This window comes from Streptomyces sp. NPDC058246, from assembly GCF_042881985.1.
Classification (GTDB): domain Bacteria; phylum Actinomycetota; class Actinomycetes; order Streptomycetales; family Streptomycetaceae; genus Streptomyces.
Genome location: NZ_JBHVWZ010000005.1, coordinates 176,938 through 194,416, shown reverse-complemented (window position 1 = coordinate 194,416; position 17,479 = coordinate 176,938). Strand labels below are relative to the sequence as shown.

Annotated in this window: 9 protein-coding genes; 7 read left to right on the top strand and 2 right to left on the bottom strand. The window is 68.7% G+C overall.

Translation table 11 applies throughout. From position 1 onward, the window contains the following. Positions 1–22: 22 nt before the first annotated feature. The 3 genes from acnA to ACFVXA_RS09925 all read left to right on the top strand — a co-directional run bounded on the left by acnA (position 23) and on the right by ACFVXA_RS09925 (position 4,947). Positions 23–2,737 (top strand): aconitate hydratase AcnA, encoded by a 2,715-nt coding sequence (acnA, locus tag ACFVXA_RS09935; protein ID WP_390024554.1) that lies wholly within the window; start codon positions 23–25, stop codon positions 2,735–2,737. A 189-nt stretch (positions 2,738–2,926) separates the two neighbouring features. After that, positions 2,927–3,178 (top strand): hypothetical protein, encoded by a 252-nt coding sequence (locus ACFVXA_RS09930; protein ID WP_383900965.1) that lies wholly within the window; start codon positions 2,927–2,929, stop codon positions 3,176–3,178. Continuing rightward, the gene (locus ACFVXA_RS09925; RefSeq protein ID WP_390024552.1) at positions 3,175–4,947 is read left to right on the top strand and encodes a sensor histidine kinase; all 1,773 of its coding nucleotides are present in this window, start codon (positions 3,175–3,177) and stop codon (positions 4,945–4,947) included. Before ACFVXA_RS09930 ends, ACFVXA_RS09925 begins: the two co-directional genes overlap by 4 nt. A gap of 250 nt (positions 4,948–5,197) precedes the next feature. On the opposite strand, the gene ACFVXA_RS09920 is transcribed toward ACFVXA_RS09925, so the two are convergent. Then, positions 5,198–5,692: a hypothetical protein gene (locus ACFVXA_RS09920; protein ID WP_389933253.1), complete on the bottom strand. Its 495-nt coding sequence runs from the start codon at positions 5,690–5,692 to the stop codon at positions 5,198–5,200. 471 nt (positions 5,693–6,163) lie between these two features. On the opposite strand from ACFVXA_RS09920, the gene ACFVXA_RS09915 reads away from it, so the two are divergent. Continuing rightward, on the top strand, positions 6,164–9,448 hold the full coding sequence (locus ACFVXA_RS09915; protein WP_390024550.1) for a GH92 family glycosyl hydrolase: 3,285 nt from the start codon (positions 6,164–6,166) through the stop codon (positions 9,446–9,448). 74 nt (positions 9,449–9,522) lie between these two features. Here ACFVXA_RS09915 and ACFVXA_RS09910 read toward each other — a convergent pair whose 3' ends face one another. After that, positions 9,523–13,284, bottom strand: a complete 3,762-nt coding sequence (locus tag ACFVXA_RS09910) for a GH92 family glycosyl hydrolase (RefSeq protein WP_384017610.1) — start codon at positions 13,282–13,284, stop codon at positions 9,523–9,525. 555 nt (positions 13,285–13,839) lie between these two features. Here ACFVXA_RS09910 and ngcE point away from each other — a divergent pair. The 3 genes from ngcE (at position 13,840) to ACFVXA_RS09895 (ending at position 17,197) form a co-directional block, all read left to right on the top strand. After that, positions 13,840–15,291, top strand: coding sequence for an N-acetylglucosamine/diacetylchitobiose ABC transporter substrate-binding protein (gene ngcE, locus ACFVXA_RS09905; protein ID WP_362017281.1), 1,452 nt, complete (start codon positions 13,840–13,842; stop codon positions 15,289–15,291). A gap of 62 nt (positions 15,292–15,353) precedes the next feature. Next, positions 15,354–16,277 carry a sugar ABC transporter permease gene (locus ACFVXA_RS09900; protein WP_362017283.1) on the top strand — a complete coding sequence of 308 codons (924 nt, stop codon included), beginning with the start codon at positions 15,354–15,356 and terminating at the stop codon, positions 16,275–16,277. Continuing rightward, positions 16,277–17,197, top strand: coding sequence for a carbohydrate ABC transporter permease (locus ACFVXA_RS09895; RefSeq protein WP_362017285.1), 921 nt, complete (start codon positions 16,277–16,279; stop codon positions 17,195–17,197). The genes ACFVXA_RS09900 and ACFVXA_RS09895 overlap by 1 nt, the downstream gene beginning before the upstream one ends. The last annotated feature ends 282 nt before the right edge of the window (positions 17,198–17,479 follow it).

Genomic DNA, 17,479 nt, shown 5'->3' with positions numbered 1-17,479 from the left:
CACATCAATGAAGGAGACTGTCGTGTCGGCGAACAGCTTCGACGCCCGCAGCACGCTGCAGGTGGGCGACGAGTCGTACGAGATCTTCCGGCTGGACAAGGTGGAAGGCTCGGCTCGCCTTCCGTACAGCCTGAAGGTGCTGCTGGAGAACCTGCTCCGCACCGAGGACGGCGCGAACATCACCGCCGACCACATCCGGGCCCTCGGCGGCTGGGACTCGCAGGCCCAGCCCAGCCAGGAGATCCAGTTCACGCCGGCCCGCGTGATCATGCAGGACTTCACCGGCGTGCCCTGTGTCGTCGACCTCGCCACCATGCGTGAGGCCGTCAAGGAACTCGGCGGCGACCCGGCGAAGATCAACCCGCTCGCCCCGGCCGAGCTGGTCATCGACCACTCCGTCATCGCCGACAAGTTCGGCACCAACGAGGCCTTCGCGCAGAACGTCGAGCTGGAGTACGGCCGCAACAAGGAGCGCTACCAGTTCCTGCGCTGGGGTCAGACCGCCTTCGACGAGTTCAAGGTCGTCCCGCCGGGCACCGGCATTGTCCACCAGGTGAACATCGAGCACCTCGCGCGGACCGTCATGGTCCGGGGTGGGCAGGCGTACCCCGACACCCTCGTCGGTACGGACTCCCACACCACCATGGTCAACGGCCTGGGCGTCCTGGGCTGGGGCGTCGGCGGCATCGAGGCCGAGGCCGCGATGCTCGGCCAGCCGGTCTCGATGCTCATCCCGCGCGTCGTCGGCTTCAAGCTCACCGGTGAGCTCACCCCCGGCACCACCGCCACCGACCTCGTGCTCACGATCACCGAGATGCTGCGCAAGCACGGCGTCGTCGGCAAGTTCGTCGAGTTCTACGGCGAGGGCGTGGCGGCCACGAGCCTCGCCAACCGCGCCACCATCGGCAACATGTCGCCGGAGTTCGGCTCCACCGCCGCGATCTTCCCGATCGACGACGAGACCCTGAAGTACCTGCGCCTGACCGGCCGTGACGAGCAGCAGGTCGCGCTCGTCGAGGCGTACGCCAAGGAGCAGGGCCTCTGGCTCGACCCGGCCGCCGAGCCCGACTTCTCCGAGAAGCTGGAGCTCGACCTCTCCACGGTCGTCCCCTCGATCGCCGGCCCGAAGCGCCCGCAGGACCGCATCGTCCTCACGAACGCCGCCGAGCAGTTCAAGACGGACGTCCGCAACTACGTCGAGGACGACGACGAGGCCGGCAAGGAGTCCTTCCCCGCCTCCGACGCCCCCGCCGCCGCCAACGGCGTGCCGACCCGCCCCACGCTGGTCACGGCCCCCGACGGCTCGACGTACGAGATCGACCACGGCGCCGTCACGGTCGCCGCGATCACCTCCTGCACCAACACCTCGAACCCGTACGTCATGGTCGCCGCCGCGCTGGTGGCCAAGAAGGCGGTCGAGAAGGGCCTGACCCGCAAGCCGTGGGTCAAGACCACGCTCGCCCCGGGCTCCAAGGTCGTCACCGACTACTTCGACAAGGCGGGCCTGACCCCGTACCTCGACAAGGTCGGCTTCAACCTCGTCGGCTACGGCTGCACCACCTGCATCGGCAACTCCGGCCCGCTGCCGGAGGAGGTCTCCAAGGCCGTCAACGACCACGACCTCGCGGTCACCTCGGTCCTCTCCGGCAACCGGAACTTCGAGGGCCGTATCAACCCCGACGTCAAGATGAACTACCTGGCCTCCCCGCCGCTGGTCGTCGCGTACGCCCTCGCGGGTTCCATGAAGGTGGACATCACCAAGGACGCGCTGGGCGTGGACCAGGACGGCAAGCCGGTCTACCTCGAGGACATCTGGCCGACCGAGGCCGAGGTCAACGACGTGGTGGCGAACGCCATCGGCGAGGACATGTTCAACAAGTCCTACCAGGACGTCTTCGCGGGCGACGCCCAGTGGCAGGCGCTGCCGATCCCGACCGGCAACACCTTCGAGTGGGACCCGCAGTCCACCTACGTGCGCAAGCCCCCGTACTTCGAGGGCATGACGATGGAGACCACCCCGGTCTCCGACATCGCCGGCGCCCGCGTCCTCGCCAAGCTCGGCGACTCGGTCACCACCGACCACATCTCCCCGGCCGGTGCGATCAAGGCCGACACCCCGGCGGGCCAGTACCTGACGGAGCACGGCGTCGAGCGCCGCGACTTCAACTCGTACGGCTCCCGCCGCGGCAACCACGAGGTCATGATCCGCGGTACGTTCGCCAACATCCGCCTGCGCAACCAGATCGCGCCGGGTACGGAGGGCGGCTACACCCGCGACTTCACGAAGGAAGACGCCCCCGTCGCCTTCATCTACGACGCCTCGCGCAACTACATCGAGCAGGGCATCCCGCTGGTCGTCCTGGCCGGCAAGGAGTACGGCTCCGGCTCGTCCCGCGACTGGGCCGCCAAGGGCACCGCGCTCCTCGGCGTGAAGGCCGTCATCGCCGAGTCGTACGAGCGCATCCACCGCTCGAACCTCATCGGCATGGGCGTGCTCCCGCTCCAGTTCCCGGAGGGCACCTCGGCCGAGGCCCTCGGCCTGACCGGCGAGGAGACCTTCTCCTTCACCGGCGTCGAGGAGCTCAACAACGGCACCACCCCGCGCACGGTGAAGGTCACCACCGACACCGGCGTCGAGTTCGACGCGGTCGTCCGCATCGACACCCCCGGCGAGGCGGACTACTACCGCAACGGCGGCATCATGCAGTACGTGCTGCGCAGCCTGATCCGCAAGTAAGCGGTACGGCAGGACAGTTGAAGAACAGTTGCCGGGCAGCTGTACGGCAGCTGTACGGCGGTTGAGGGCCGCATCCCCGGTGACGGGGGTGCGGCCCTTCGCCGTTGGCATCCATCGTGCCCGCGAGGACATCGGCAGGGCTCAGGTGGAACACAGGGTTCCCTCAGTGGAACGGGACACGATTGCTACATGTCTGGCACTTCTGGGGTCCGCGGCGGCAGCGTACGGGTGCTGATCGCCGACGACGAGCCGTGGCTCACCGCGCTGCGCGACGCCCACGGCGGCGCCCCGCGCGCCCTCGTGCTCGACGGCACGTCCGCCTCCGCCCGGCTCACGGCCGAGGAGCCCGAGCTGCTCACCTTCGTCAAGAGGCGCACGCCGGTGATCCACCCGGTGCTCGGGGCCGGGTACGCCAGCAGGCCGCCGGAGGAGGGGAGATGACCGGGGGACGGGCTGTACGAGAACGGCTGCGGGGGCGCTCGGTGTCGGCCCCGGCGTCCAGGCCGAAGCCCTCACCGGGGACCCCGCCGCGCGGGCGGTCCCTGCGGACGCGGCTCCTCGTCCTCATCGGCGCCGCGCTGGTCGTCGTCTGCGCGGCCATGGCCCTCGCCACGGTCTACGCCCAACGCGCCTATCTGCTGGACAACCTCGACCAGCGGGTGACCGACGCCGCCGAGCGCAGCCGGGGCGGGGTGCGGATCGCGCCGGGGTCGGAAACGGACCTTGAGTTCCTCGACACGCGGGGCCAGGCGGCCGGCACCATCGCCGCCCGGCTCGACAGCGAGGGGAACGTCATCGCCGCCGCGGAGGTGACCGGCTCCGGCGGACCGCGGCCGCTCACCACCCCCCAGCGCACCGCCCTCGCCGGCGTCGAGGCGGACGGCTCGCTGCATACCCGGACCGTGCCCGGCCTGGGCTCCTACCGGGTCACGGCCCTCGACGGCGGCGGGCGCCCCGTCCTCACCGCGCTCCCCATGGGCGACGTGGAGGACATGATCAGCGGCCTGGAGACGGTGGAGGCCGCGGTGGGGGCCGCAGGGCTCACCGCCGCCGGGTGCGTCTGCGCCGTCGTCATCCGGCGGCAGCTGCGCCCGCTCGGGCGGGTCGCCGCCACCGCCGTCGAGGTCTCCCGCTCCCCGCTGGGGAGGGGGGAGGTCTCGGGCCTCACCCGCGTTCCCGAACGCGACACCGACCCCGGCAGCGAGGCCGGCCAGGTCGGCGCCGCGCTCAACCGCATGATCGACCAGGTCGAGTCCTCGCTCGCCGAACGTCGGCGCGGAGCGGAGGAGATGCGCCGCAGCGAGGAGCGCATGCGCCGGTTCCTCGCCGACGCCAGCCATGAACTCCGCACGCCGCTCGCCTCGATCGCGGGCTACGCGGAGCTGATGAACCGTGGTGCCGAGGAGGGCGAGTCGACGCTCGCCTGGCGTCGCGTCTCCGCCGAGTCGGCGCGGATGACGGGGCTGGTGGAGGATCTGCTCCTGCTCGCCCGTCTCGACGAGGGCCGGCCGCTGGAGCGTGCCGAGGTGGACCTCGCGGCACTCGTCGCGCAGGCGGTGTGGGACGCGCGGTCGGCGGGGGAGGGGCACGACTGGCAGTTGGTGCTGCCGCGCGACGCCCCGGCCCTGGTCGTGGGAGACGAGGCGCGGCTGCGCCAGGTGGTGGCCAACCTGTTGGCCAACGCCCGTATGCACACGCCCGTTGGCACCACGGTGATCGTCTCGGTCGAGGTCACCGAGGCTCACTGCGTGGTCCGCGTACGCGACGACGGACCGGGCATCCCGCCCGGGCTCCTGCCCCGGGTCTTCGAGCGCTTCACCCGCGCCGACGCGTCCCGTTCCCGCGTGTCCGCCAAGGCAGGCGGGTCGGGCCTCGGCCTCGCCATCGCCGCGGCGGTCACGGCGGCCCACGCCGGCACCCTCCGAGCGGAGAGCACCCCGGGCCGCACGGAGTTCACCCTCGAACTGCCCCCGGCCGCACCGATGTTGCTCACCGGCACCGCGTCGGCCGCGGTCCTGACAACGACGCCGGGTGCGACGCCGACAGGGGCCCCGATGGTGCCGGGCATCGGGCCGGCCGCGGCTCCCAGGGCGGAGGGCGTGGCGCCGACGGCGGCTCCGAGCGCCGCGGGTACGACGGAGGCAGCGGGCCCGACGGGGGCTCGCGCGGTGTCGCCTCCGGACATGGAGCCGACCGCTGCCCGACGATGACCGCGGGCAGGGTCCCCCTCGCGGCCCTGCCGCGCCCCGGCCCTGACGCCAACCGCGGCCCCGGTGCCGGCGCCGACCCCGATGCCGATTCGGACCCCGATGACGATTTGGACCTCGGCGTCGATTCGGCCTCGGCGTCGATTCGGCCCCGGCGTCGATTCGACCCCCGGCGTCGATTCGACCCCCGGCGTCGGCGCCGACCTAGGCCCCCCCCGCCGCGGGGTCGAGCGAGGGGCAACCCACCGGGTTCCTAGATCCAGCCCAACGCCTGCCCGACCACGAACGGGGCGGGGATCAGCAGCGCCATGCTCAGCCACGTGCCCACGGGTCCGCCCTCCTGATGGGGCACCAAGAAGTCGACCACCAGCACCATTCCGAGGACGAAACCGCCGCCCAGCACGGCTCCGGTCATCATGCCGAGCGAGTGGTGGGAGGCCGCCTTGCCGCAGCCGACGCTGTGCCCGCAGCCGACCGACGGGTACTTGGTCAGCAGCCACCGCAGACACAGGCCCGGGACGATCGCGGCCAGTCCGATCAGGAGATTCGCCAGCGCGGGCGCACCCAGGCGGCGCACGGCACCCGGCCCGGCACCGGCACCCGGCCCGGAACCGGCATCCAGCCCAGGACCATCTACACCCGCGCCGTGCCCCGCACCCGCGCCGTGCCCCGTGCCCGGGCCATGGACGGCCCCGGGGTCGCGCACGGCCCCGCTCTCGTCGGCACCACCCGTTTCAGACACGCGCACACGCCCGCCCTTTCGCCTTGCCCGCATTCATGCCGTTTTCACAGGAAGAGGGGATGAGCGCGCGCGAGGTTCCGTACGACCAACGAGCGAAGGGGCCCTGAAGTCATTCATGTCATGTGCTCGGGGCGGACCGGGTGGTTGGTTCAGGACTCACCCGGTCCGCGAGCCCGGGCGGGGTCGGGGGAGGCCCGGCCCGGGGTGGAGCGTTGCTTTCGGGAGTGCGCGGCTTGTACCGATCGCAGTGCGCGACAACGTTGTCGAATGATCTGCATATGACTCTACCGCCTCAACGGACAACGATGTCAAGCCAGTTGGCCGCAGGTCGGGGGGCGTACTGCGCCATTGGGTGGATGCCGGGCGTGCCACCGGCGCCGCAGGCGGTCTTCCGTGGTACCCGTGGCGCACGTTACTGTCCCTGCGGCTTGTGCGACCTGTGGTGCGCGACCCGTCCGAAGGAGGAGGGGCCGCGTCATGCGTTTCCGTCCGTCATCCGTCCTGCTCGCCGTCGCCCTGGCGGCCGCCGGGATCACCCCCGCCGTCACCCCCGCGGTGGCCGCCACCGCCGCACCGCCGGACCTGGTCCGGGACCCCACCCCGTACGTCGACCCACTCATCGGCACCAAGAACGGCGGCAACGTCTTCCCCGGCGCCGTCGTGCCCTTCGGCATGCTCTCCTGGAGCCCGGAGAACACCCGCGGGGACGCCACCCGCACCGCCGCGCCGGGCGGCTACCAGTACGACGCCACGCGCATCCGGGGCTTCAGCCTCACCCACATGTCAGGTACGGGATGCGCGGGCGGCAGCGGCGACATCCCCTTCTTCCCGTACGCCGGTGAGGTCACCTCCTCCCCGGCGAGCGACACCAAGGACGCCGTGTACGCGGCGGACTTCAGCCACGACGACGAGACCGCGGAGCCCGGCCACTACAAGGTGGGCCTCTCCTCCGGCGTCACCGCCGACCTCACCGCGACCGCCCGCACGGGCTCGGGACGCTTCACCTACCCCGCCGACAAGCCCGCCTCGCTGCTCGTCCGGACCGCCAACTCCGAGGTCGGGTCGACGGATTCGTCCGTGAAGATCGACCCGGCGACCCGTACCGTCTCCGGCTCCGTCACCTCCGGGAACTTCTGCGGCTATCTCGACCCAGAGGGCCAACGCGCCTACTACACCCTCTACTTCACCGCCCGCTTCGACCACGACTTCAAGACCACCGGCACCTGGCAGGACGACAGACTGAGCCCGGGCGCCACCGAGGCGAGCGGGGACACGGGCGGCTTCTCCCACGGAGGCCGTCCCGTCGCCGGCAAGGGAGCGGGCGGCTATGTGGAGTTCGAGCCAGGCACCGGTCCCGTGAACGTCAAGATCGGTATCTCGTACGTCAGTGAGGCGGGCGCCGCGGCCAACCTCGCGGCCGAGAACCCGCCGTCCCGGTCCTTCGGCTCGGTCCAGGACGCCGCCCACCGCGCCTGGCGCGACCAGCTCGGCGCCATCAAGGTCGGCGGTGGCACGGACAGTGAGCGCACCACCTTCTACACCGCCCTCTACCACGCACTCCTGCACCCGAACGTCATCAGCGACGCCGACCGCAGATACAGAGGCCCCGACGACAAGGTCCATGTCGTCAGCCGCGGCCACCATGCCCAGTACGGCACCTTCTCCGGCTGGGACGTCTACCGCTCCCAGGTCCAGCTGCTGACCCTGCTCAACCCGGACACCGGCTCCGACATCGCCCAGTCACTGCTCGAACTCGCGCGGCAGAACGGGGGAGTCTGGGACCGCTGGCTGCACGGCGCCAGTGGCACACACGTCATGAACGGTGACCCGTCGGCGCCCGCACTCGCCGGCATCCGGGCCTTCGGCGGCACGGACTTCGACCTGTTGGGCGCGCTCGACTCGCTGGTCCAGGCGGCCACCGTACCGACCGAGCAGGATCTGTCCCCGGCGGGCAAGCCGGTCCTCTCGGTGGGCCAACGGCCCTCCCTCGACAAGTACATGGACTCCCACTACATGCCGTCCGTCTCCAATGCCTGGGGCGGAGCCGCCGAGACCCTGGAGATGTCCGGCGCGGACTTCGCGATCTCTCAGCTGGCCACCGCCGCGGGGGACAGGAAGACCGCCGCGGACTTCGCCCGCCGCTCCCAGTGGTGGCAGAACAACTTCAACATCGCGGCCGACCCGAGCGGTGGCTACGTCGCCAACCGCAAGGCGGACGGCAGTTGGGTCACCGGCTTCACCCCGGCGACCGGCAACGGCTTCGTGGAGGGTACGGCGGCCCAGTACACCTGGATGGTGCAGCACGACCCGGCCGGACTCTTCGCGGCGATGGGCGGCCGCGACAAGGCCCTCGACCGCCTCGACTCCTTCTTCCACGACGCCGACGGCAGCTGGGCCTTCACCGGCAGCGGCGGTGACAAGTCCGAGCTGGACAACGAGCCGTCGATCAACGTGCCCTACCTGTACGACTACGCGGGCGCGCCCTACAAGGCGCAGCAGACCGTCCGCGCGGCGATGACCCAGTTGTGGTCGACGCAGCCGGGCGGCATCCCCGGCAACGACGACCTCGGCGAGATGTCGTCCTGGTACGTCTTCTCCTCGCTCGGCATGTATCCCCAGGTGCCCTCACGGGCCGAACTCACCCTGTCCTCACCGCTGTTCCCGAGGGTGGAGATCGAGCGCCCGGGCGGCGCCGACATCGAGATCCGGGCGACGGGTGCGGCCGCCGACTCCCCGTTCATCCAGTCGCTGAAGGTGAACGGCCGTACCAGCGACCGGCCCTGGCTCCCGGCCTCCTTCGTCCGGGACGGCGGCAGGCTCGACTACACGCTGAGCGACACCCCCGATCAGCGGTGGGGCAGCTCCGAGGCCGCCGCGCCGCCGTCCTTCCGTGCGGGCGAGCAGCCGTACCAGATCGGTGTCGGGCCGACCACGGCGACGCTCGCGCCCGGCGGCAGCACCCAGCTCGACATCCGCGCCCTCGCCCTGAGCGGTGGCGCCGGACCCGAGGTCCGCTTCCAGGTGGACGTGCCGGACGGCGTGACCGCCACTCCGGCCGAGGGCACGGTGACCGACGGCGCCCAGCAGATCACCCTGGCGGCCGGTGACGACGCCACGCAGGGCTTCTACGACGTCAAGGTCACGGTGACGTCGACCGACACCTCGTACGAGCAGCCGGTGGCCCTGACCGTCGCGGCGCCCGGCTCCCTCCTCGCCGCGTACGACAACACCGGCGTCTCGGACGACGCCGGCGACCACGATGAGGCCGACTACGACGGCGGTGGCTGGAGCTACTCCCGTCAGGCGCTCGCCGACGCGGGCCTGACGCCCGGCGAACAGGGCACCGTGGACGGCCTCACCTTCACCTGGCCGAACTCCCCCTCGGGCCGTCCCGACAACGCCTCGGCGACCGGCCAGAACATTGAACTCACCCACGAGGCGACGCGGTTGTCCTTCATCGGCAGCGCGGTGAACGGCAACCAGCAGACCAGGGCGACCGTCACCTACACCGACGGCACCACCGACTCCGTCGACCTCTCCTTCACCGACTGGACCGTCGGCGGCGGAGGCGGCACCGTCCAGTATGGGAACGTGACGGTCGCCAAGGCCGCCTACCGCAATGTCGCGGGCGCCGACAAGGACCCGGTGGCGACGTACGTCTTCGCCACCAAGCCCTTCCAGGCCCCGGACGGAAAGACCATCAAGAGCGTGCGGCTGCCGGACAACACCGACCTGCACGTCTTCACGCTCGCCGCGAACTGAGCGAGCGGGCCCACAGCAAGACGGGGCGGGCGCGGAGGATTCTCCGCGCCCGCCCCTCCCGTGGGGGGTGTGTGTCAGGCCAGCAGTTCCACCTCCGCGAGCGTCCCCTCACCGTCGAGGACCAGGCGGTAGTGGGTGTACGAGCCCGGGTCCGCGACCGTGAACGCCCGGGTCTGCTTGTCCCAGGCGAAGGACTCCCCGGAGCGCTTGTCGAGGTCGGTCCACTGACTGCCGTCGGACGAACCCTGCAGGACCCAGCCGGTGGGCGCCTTCGTATGGTCCGAGGACGATGTCAGGGTGTACTGAACTCCCTTGGCGGCGGCGGAGACCGGCAGGTCCACCGACGTCACCGTCGCGTCCGTCGCCGAGGTGTTGTCGAAGAGCGCGCCTTCTCCCTCGAGGGCGTCCGAGCGCGGCGCGGGCACCTTGTCGTCCTGCGTGATCGAGACGGGTGCCGCGTTCTTTCCGGTGCCCCACGAGGACGGCTTGGCGCCCATGTCGAACTCGATGACACCGCCGCGGGAGATGAGCGAGTGCGGGAGCGAAGTCGACGTCCATTTCTTGCCGTTGACCTTCACACCCTGCACGTAGACGTTCTTCGCGCTGTTCCTGGGCGCCTTGACGACCAGGTCCCTGCCGTTCTCCAGATGGACCGTCGCCTTGGTGAACAGCGGTGAGCCGATGGCGTATTCGCCGCTGCCCATCACCAGCGGGTAGAAGCCGAGCGAGGAGAAGAGGTACCAGGCCGACTGCTCGCCGTTGTCCTCGTCGCCGTGGTAGCCCTGCCCGATCTCACTGCCGGTGTAGAGGCGGGAGAGAACCTCGCGGACGTTCTTCTGCGTCTTCCAGGGCTGGCCGGCCGCGTCGTACATGTAGTTGACGTGGTGCGCCACCTGGTTGGAGTGCCCGTACATGCCCATCCGTACGTCACGGGCCTCGGTCATCTCGTGGATGACTCCGCCGTACGAGCCCACGAAGTCCGGCGAGGCCGTCTCCGGCGTCGCGAAGTACGCGTCGAGCTTCTCCGCCAGCCCGCTCTGGCCGCCGTACAGGTTGGCGAGCCCCCGTGAGTCCTGCGGCGCGGTGAACGCGTAGCCCCAGCCGTTGGTCTCCGTGTAGTCGTATCCCCACACGCGCGGGTCGTACTTCGACGACTCGACCCGCCAGTCGCCCTTCTCGTCGCGGCCCTGGAAGAAACCGGCTTTCGAGTCGAAGAGGTTCACGTAGTCCTGGGCACGGTTGAGGAAGTAGTCCGCCTCCTCCTTGTAGTGCTTCTCGCCCGTCTTCTTGTAGAGCGCCTGGCCCATCTTCGCGATGCCGTAGTCGTTGAGGTAGCCCTCCAGCGCCCACGACAGGCCCTCATGGGTGTCGGTGCTCGTGTAGCCGAGGAACGGCGAGGTCGACATGCCCTTGCGGCCCACGCCCGAGACCGGCGGGACGACGGTCGCGTTCTTCAGAGCCGCCTTGTACGCCGACTCCGCGTCGAAGTCGACCCCCTTCACATACGCGTCCGCGAACGCCACGTCCGACGACGTGCCGGTCATCAGGTCCGCGTACCCGGGCGAGGACCAGCGTGAGGTCCAGCCGCCGTCCTTGTACTGCTGGACGAATCCGTCGACCATCTCCCCCGCCTGACTGGGTGTCAGCAGCGAGTAGGCGGGCCAGGTCGTCCGATAGGTGTCCCAGAAGCCGTTGTTGACGTACACCTTCCCGTCGACGATCTTCGCGCCGGTGTGGGTCGGGGTGTCCGGACCCGGCATCGGCGAGAACGGCGAGGCGTACTGGTCCTTCGAACCGACCTTCTCGAAGCCGGAGTTGGGGTACAGGTACAGCCGGTACATACTGGAGTACAGCGTGGTCAGCTGGTCCGGCGTCGCGCCCTCGACCTCGACCTTGCCCAGCAGCTTGTCCCAGGTGCGCTGGGCCCGCGCCTCGACCGTCCCGAAGGACGTGCCGTCCGGTATCTCCTGGCGCAGGTTGTCCTTGGCCTGGTCGACGCTGATCAGCGAGGTGGCCAGGCGCAGGGTGACGGTGTGGTCGGCGCCGGCCTTGAACTTCAGGTATCCCTTGACCCCGGCCGAGCCCCCGTCCGTCACCGGCGCGTCGAAGACGCCGTACAGGAAGAGCCGCGTGGCCCCGGTCGACAGGCCGGACTTCACGTCCGAGTAGCCGGTGACGATCCCGTTGTCCTTGTCGAGGGTCAGCCCGGCCTGCTCGGTGACGTTGTCGAAGATCACGCTCGCGTCGTCACCGGGATAGGTGAACCGCAGCGAGGCCGCGTGATCCGTCGGGGCCATCTCGGCCTTGAGTCCGTTCTCGAAGGTCACGCCGTAGTAGTAGGGGCGCGCCGTCTCGTTCTCGTGCCGGAACGCCAGCTCGCGGGCCTCCCGGCCGGTGTCCGGGGTGCCGGAGGCGGCCGACGGCATCACCTGGAAGGTCTGCCGGTCACCCATCCAGGGGCTGGGCTCATGGCTGGCACTGAACGCCTGAATCGTGGGTAGATTGTCCGAATTATTGGCACGGGCGTAGTCGTAGAGCCAGCTCAGCGAGCCCGCGTTGGTCACCGGCGTCCAGAAGTTGAAGCCGTGCGGGAGGGCCGTCGCCGGGAAGTTGTTGCCGCGCGAGAAGCCACCGCTGGAGTTGGTGCCGCGGGTGGTCAGCGCGTAGTCGGACAGGTGCGCCTTCGGCTTCTCCGGAGCGACCGTCTTCAGCGAGACGTCGTCCAGCCAGCCGCGGAACTTCGCGGGCCCCTTGGGCGAGTCGTACGCCAGCACGATCCGGTCCACGGTCTTGCCGGCCGCGACCGACCCGATCCGCGAGGTCACGTTGTTCCACTGGTTCACGTACAGCACCTTGGCCGCGCCCTGCCCCTGTGGGGTGAGCGCGAACCCGTGCTGGTCCGTGGCGCCCAGGTCGCTCAGCGAGGTGCCGTCGGTGAAGACCAGGTCCACGGACACGTTCGTGGCGTCGTAGTCCCGGTCGCCGTCCGCCATCGACGGGAAGATCCGGTACGCCAGCTCGGTGTCGCGGCCGACGGCCACGTTCACGTCGAAGACCTTGTTGTACGAGTACGCCCGGCCGTCCGCCTTGTGGGTACCCGCGTAGCGCAGGGCCCGCTTGCCGGTGAAGCCCGCGCCCGCCTTCGCGGTGGGCGAGCCGCTCGGGCCGCGGTCCACCAGCGAGAGCATGTCCTTGGGCGTCGGGTCGTCGCTCTGGCCCGTGGAGAACTGGACGTCGGCGAGCTGAAGGATGTCGCCGCCGTTGTTCTTGGTGACGTCGAGCCGGAAGTGCTGGTATTCGGCGGGGCTCGCAATGTCGTACGACTTCGTCTGGAACCGCTCGCCGAAGGACTCGCCCGAGCGGGTGTCGAGGGACTTCCAGTCCTTGCCGTCCGTCGAGCCCTGGAGCGTCCAGTCCTTCGGGTCGCGCTCGTCGTGGTCGTTGGCGGAAGTAAGCGCGTACGTGACCACCTTGACCGGGGCGTCCAGGTCGAACTCCGCCCAGCCGGTGGGCTCGAAGGTCAGCCACTTCGTGCTCGGCTCGCCGTCGACCAGGTTCTCCTTCACCTCGCCCGCCCCGGTGTTCTCGCCGCCGGCGCGGACGTCCGTGACGTGGTCGGTGACGTTTCCGGGGATGCCGGTGCTGTAGCCACCGTCGACACCCGACGCCCGTTTGGCCCCGTCGGGTCCCGTATCGACCGTGTTCAGCCAGTCGGGAGCGGGATCACCCGATTCGAACGAGGAGGCGAACTGCCGGTCCTTCGCCGCCGCTTGGGCGGGCAGGGCGACCGCCACGCCCTGGGAGGCGACCACCAGAGAAAGCGCTGCCACCCCCATGACCGTCGAGGAACCCCATCTGGGCCGAGCGAAAGAACTCCGTCTGTACCGAGCTCTGTGCTGCATGCGCGAGCACCCTCCCTGGGCTGGCCTGGACAACGTTGTCAGCTTTGCTGCGCAAGGACCAGTAGGGAGTCAAGTTGTCAGCGATGTCAAGGGTGTTGGGTGGGGTGTCAGGGGTGAATACCGTGCGACGAGCCGCGCATTACTCCCAATGCGGGAGGTTGACACCTGTGGATCTTCGTCAGGGCAAGCCATGGGTGTCCCATATTTCCGGGAGGTCTCAACTCGGAAAAGACCCACCGGCAAACGTGCATTCGATCTTGCTCCGCTGGCGGGAAGTGGACTATACCTGTCGGCGTCTGCCAAGCCGTTCGACGGCCGTGGACTGGCAGGACCCAGGGGGGAAATCGGGAGGCCACGGACCGTGTCACGTACACCTACTGTGGTGTCGTCCCACTGAATCCCCCATGCACGACCCCAGCTTGACCTAACCGCGGTGCCGGGGAGGATCCGGTTCACCGCCTGAGTCCTGGAGAAGGCGAGGACTTGAGCATGGGATCCACTTCCGCCGAGAACAGCAGCACCAAGGGTGTCGGCCGCCGTGATCTGATCAAACGGTCGGCGGCACTCGGCCTGATCTCCGTCCCGACGATGAGCTTCCTGTCCGCGTGTGCGAGCAGCGACAGCGGCTCCGACAAGAAGGCCAAGGCCGGCAAGAAGTCGCAGAAGAATCCGCTGGGCGTCAACGAGACGGCCGCGCTCTCGGTCGTCATCTTCGACGGAGGCTTCGGCACGAAGTACGCGACCGACGCCAACGCCGAGTACAAGAAGGCGTACCCCAAGGCCAAGATCGACTTCCACAAGACCCAGAAGATCCAGTCCGAGCTGCAGCCCAAGTTCAACGGTGGCACCCCGCCGGACCTGATCGACAACTCGGGCGCCCAGCAGATGGACATGGGCGTGCTCGTCGGCAAGAAGCAGCTGACCGACCTGACCCCGCTCCTCGACGCGCCGTCGATCGACGACCCGTCGAAGAAGGTCCGCGACACGCTCCGCCCGGGCATCGTCGAGATGGGCCAGTTCGACGGCGACCCGGTCTGGATCATGTACTACGCCTACACGGTCTACGGCGTGTGGTACTCGCAGACCGCCCTCGACAAGCTCGACGCGACGTACCCCGAGGACTGGGACGCGATGCTCGCGCTGTGCGAGAAGGCGAAGAAGAAGGGCATCGCCGGCTGGACGTACGCGGGCAAGTACCCCTACTACCTGCCGTTCTCGCTCTACCCCTTCATCGGCAAGATCGGCGGCCGCGAGGTTCTCGACAAGATCGACAACCTGGAGCCGAACGCCTGGAAGGACCCCGCCGTCAAGGCCGCCTTCGAGGCGTACTACGAGCTCTACAAGAAGGGCTACATCCTCAAGGGCACCCCGGGCATCGACCACATCCAGTCGCAGACCGCGTGGGCCAAGGGCAAGGCGCTCTTCATCCCGAACGGGTCGTGGGTGGAGAACGAGTCCGCGAACGTGATCCCCAAGGACTTCAACCTGGCCGTCAGCGGTCCGTCCAGCCTCGACAGCTCCGACAAGCTGCCCTTCGGCACCATCTGGGCCTCCGGCGGTGAGCCCTTCATCGTCCCGGCCAAGGCGGCCAACCCCACGGGCGGCATGGAACAACTGCGCATCATGCTCAGTGAGGCCTCGTCGAAGAACTTCACCAGCCAGGTGAAGTCGCTGACGGCCTTCAACGGCGGTACCGACGGCATCACGCTGACCCCCGGCCTCAAGTCCGGCGTCGCGGCGCTGGACAAGGCCGGCGACAACGTGGTCAACCCGCGCCTGCAGGACTGGTACGTGAAGCTCCAGAAGGAGCAGATCGGTGTCGCCGGTCTCGGCGAGATGATGGCAGGGCGCCTGACCCCGGCCGAGGCCATCAAGAAGATCCAGGGCTACGCGGACGCGGCGGCCAAGGACCAGTCCATCAAGCACTACAAGCACCAGTAGCAGCGGCACGTGCGCCTACGTCACCAGCGGCGGCACCCGCGAAACGATCGGGGTCGGTAACCATGCAACACGGCAAGTACCGGTTCATTGTGGGGTTCTTGGTGACCCCCTTGGTCTTGTACGCGATCTTCGTGATCTGGCCGTTCATCCAGGCGATCTACTACTCGTTCACGGACTGGACCGGCCTGAGCCCCGACTTCAAGATGGTCGGCTTCGCGAACTACACCAGAATGCTGCACGACGACATCTTCTGGAAGTCGTTGCAGCACAGCTTGCTGTTCGCTCTCCTGCTGCCGCTGGTGACACTGGGCCTCGCGCTCTTCTTCGCCTTCATGCTCAACGTCGGTGGCCGGCGCCGAAAGGGCGCCGCCATCACCGGAGTGCGCGGATCCGGCTTCTACAAGATCGCCTATTTCTTCCCGCAGGTGCTGTCCATCGCGATTGTCGCCCTGCTCTTCCAGTTCGCCTACAACCCCAATGACGGCGTCATCAACGGGACGTTGAAGGCCATCGGCCTCGACAGTGTCCAGCCGGACTGGCTGGGCGATCCGAATCTGGCCCTCTGGTGTGTGATGGCCGTGCTCCTGTGGAGCACCGTCGGATTCTTCGTCGTACTGTTCTCCGCGGGAATGGCCTCGATCCCGAAGGACTTCTACGAGGCCGCCCTCCTCGACGGCGCCAGTCGATTCACCACTTTCTTCAAAATCACCCTTCCGCTGCTCTGGGACACCGTGCAGTCGGGATGGGTCTACATGGGAATCCTGGCTCTTGGTGCCGAGGCATTCGCCGCCGTGCAGATCATGACCGTGGGCCCGGGCGGGCCCGACTACTCGACCACGGTCCTCCCGCTGTACGTGTACCAATCGGCGTTCCGTGACGCGAACGCCGCCTACGCGACAACGATCGGCGTCGCGCTCCTCATCATCACGCTGCTGTTCGCGGCGATCGTGATGCGGCTGGGCCGGCGCGAGCGGTTGGAGTTCTGATGAAGACCACTGACACCCCGCCGCCCCTGGAGCCGGTCGAGGACCGGCCCCGGGTGGCGAAGACGCCGGCCGCGCCCGCGAAGGCGAAGAGCAGCGAGGGCGGTGTCCTCAACGTCTTCTCGCACGCGATCCTCGTCATCTGGGCGATCATGGTCGTCCTGCCGCTCCTGTGGGCGGTGATGACGTCCTTCAAGAACGACGACTCCATCTTCAGCTCGCCCTGGTCGCTGCCGGACAAGCTCCACTTCGAGAACTGGTCGCGTGCCTGGTCGCAGGCGCACATGAGCGACTACTTCGGCAACACACTCATCGTGGTGGGCTTCTCGCTGGTCGGAACGCTCGTGCTCGGCTCGATGGCGGCGTACGTGCTCGCCCGCTTCGAGTTCCCGGGCAACCGCTTCATCTACTTCCTCTTCGTCGGAGGAATGAGCTTCCCGGTCATGCTCGCTCTGGTGCCGCTGTTCTACGTACTGAACAACATGCAGCTGCTGAACACGCTGCCGGGCCTGATCCTCGTCTACATCGCGTACTCACTGCCGTTCACGGTCTTCTTCCTGACCTCCTTCTTCAGGACGCTGCCGACCTCCATCGCCGAGGCGGCGTTCGTCGACGGCGCGTCGCACACCAGGACCTTCTTCCAGATCATGCTGCCGATGGCCAAGCCGGGCCTGATCAGCGTCGGCATCTTCAACTTCCTGGGGCAGTGGAACCAGTACATGCTCCCGACGGTGCTGAACACCGACCCGGACAAGAAGGTGCTCTCCCAGGGCCTGGTGGAACTGGCGACCAGCCAGGGGTACAAGGGCGACTGGTCGGGCCTGTTCGCGGGCCTGGTGATGGCGATGCTGCCGGTTCTCGCCGCGTACATCATCTTCCAGCGCCAGGTGGTGCAGGGGCTGACGGCGGGCGCGCTCAAGTAGCGGTGCGGCGATCAGGAGCTCGTGGCCGTCGTGCACCGCACGGCGGCCACCTCGGCACCTCGCCCACGAGGGGCTGCTGACACCTCGCCGCGTCGGCCGTGCCGTGGCCATACCGAAACGGCCACAAGATTGATCGTTCACGGCCGAAGCCGTGACAACTTGTACGTTCACAGTCGAGGCCGTGACAACTTGTAAGGGGGCGGGATACCGCCACTGTGACCTGGATCATGTGCCGCACCGCCCGTGTCGGCCGGGTTTCCTTGAAAATACGGCTCTCACATG

Coding starts and splice junctions, on each gene's coding strand:
- ACFVXA_RS09930 (WP_383900965.1), top strand. CDS start 2,927: ATGTCTGGCACTTCTGGGGTCCGCGGCGGCAGCGTACGGGTGCTGATC.
- ACFVXA_RS09915 (WP_390024550.1), top strand. CDS start 6,164: ATGCGTTTCCGTCCGTCATCCGTCCTGCTCGCCGTCGCCCTGGCGGCC.
- ACFVXA_RS09900 (WP_362017283.1), top strand. CDS start 15,354: ATGCAACACGGCAAGTACCGGTTCATTGTGGGGTTCTTGGTGACCCCC.
- ACFVXA_RS09925 (WP_390024552.1), top strand. CDS start 3,175: ATGACCGGGGGACGGGCTGTACGAGAACGGCTGCGGGGGCGCTCGGTG.
- ACFVXA_RS09895 (WP_362017285.1), top strand. CDS start 16,277: ATGAAGACCACTGACACCCCGCCGCCCCTGGAGCCGGTCGAGGACCGG.
- ACFVXA_RS09910 (WP_384017610.1), bottom strand. CDS start 13,284: ATGGGGGTGGCAGCGCTTTCTCTGGTGGTCGCCTCCCAGGGCGTGGCG.
- ngcE (WP_362017281.1), top strand. CDS start 13,840: ATGGGATCCACTTCCGCCGAGAACAGCAGCACCAAGGGTGTCGGCCGC.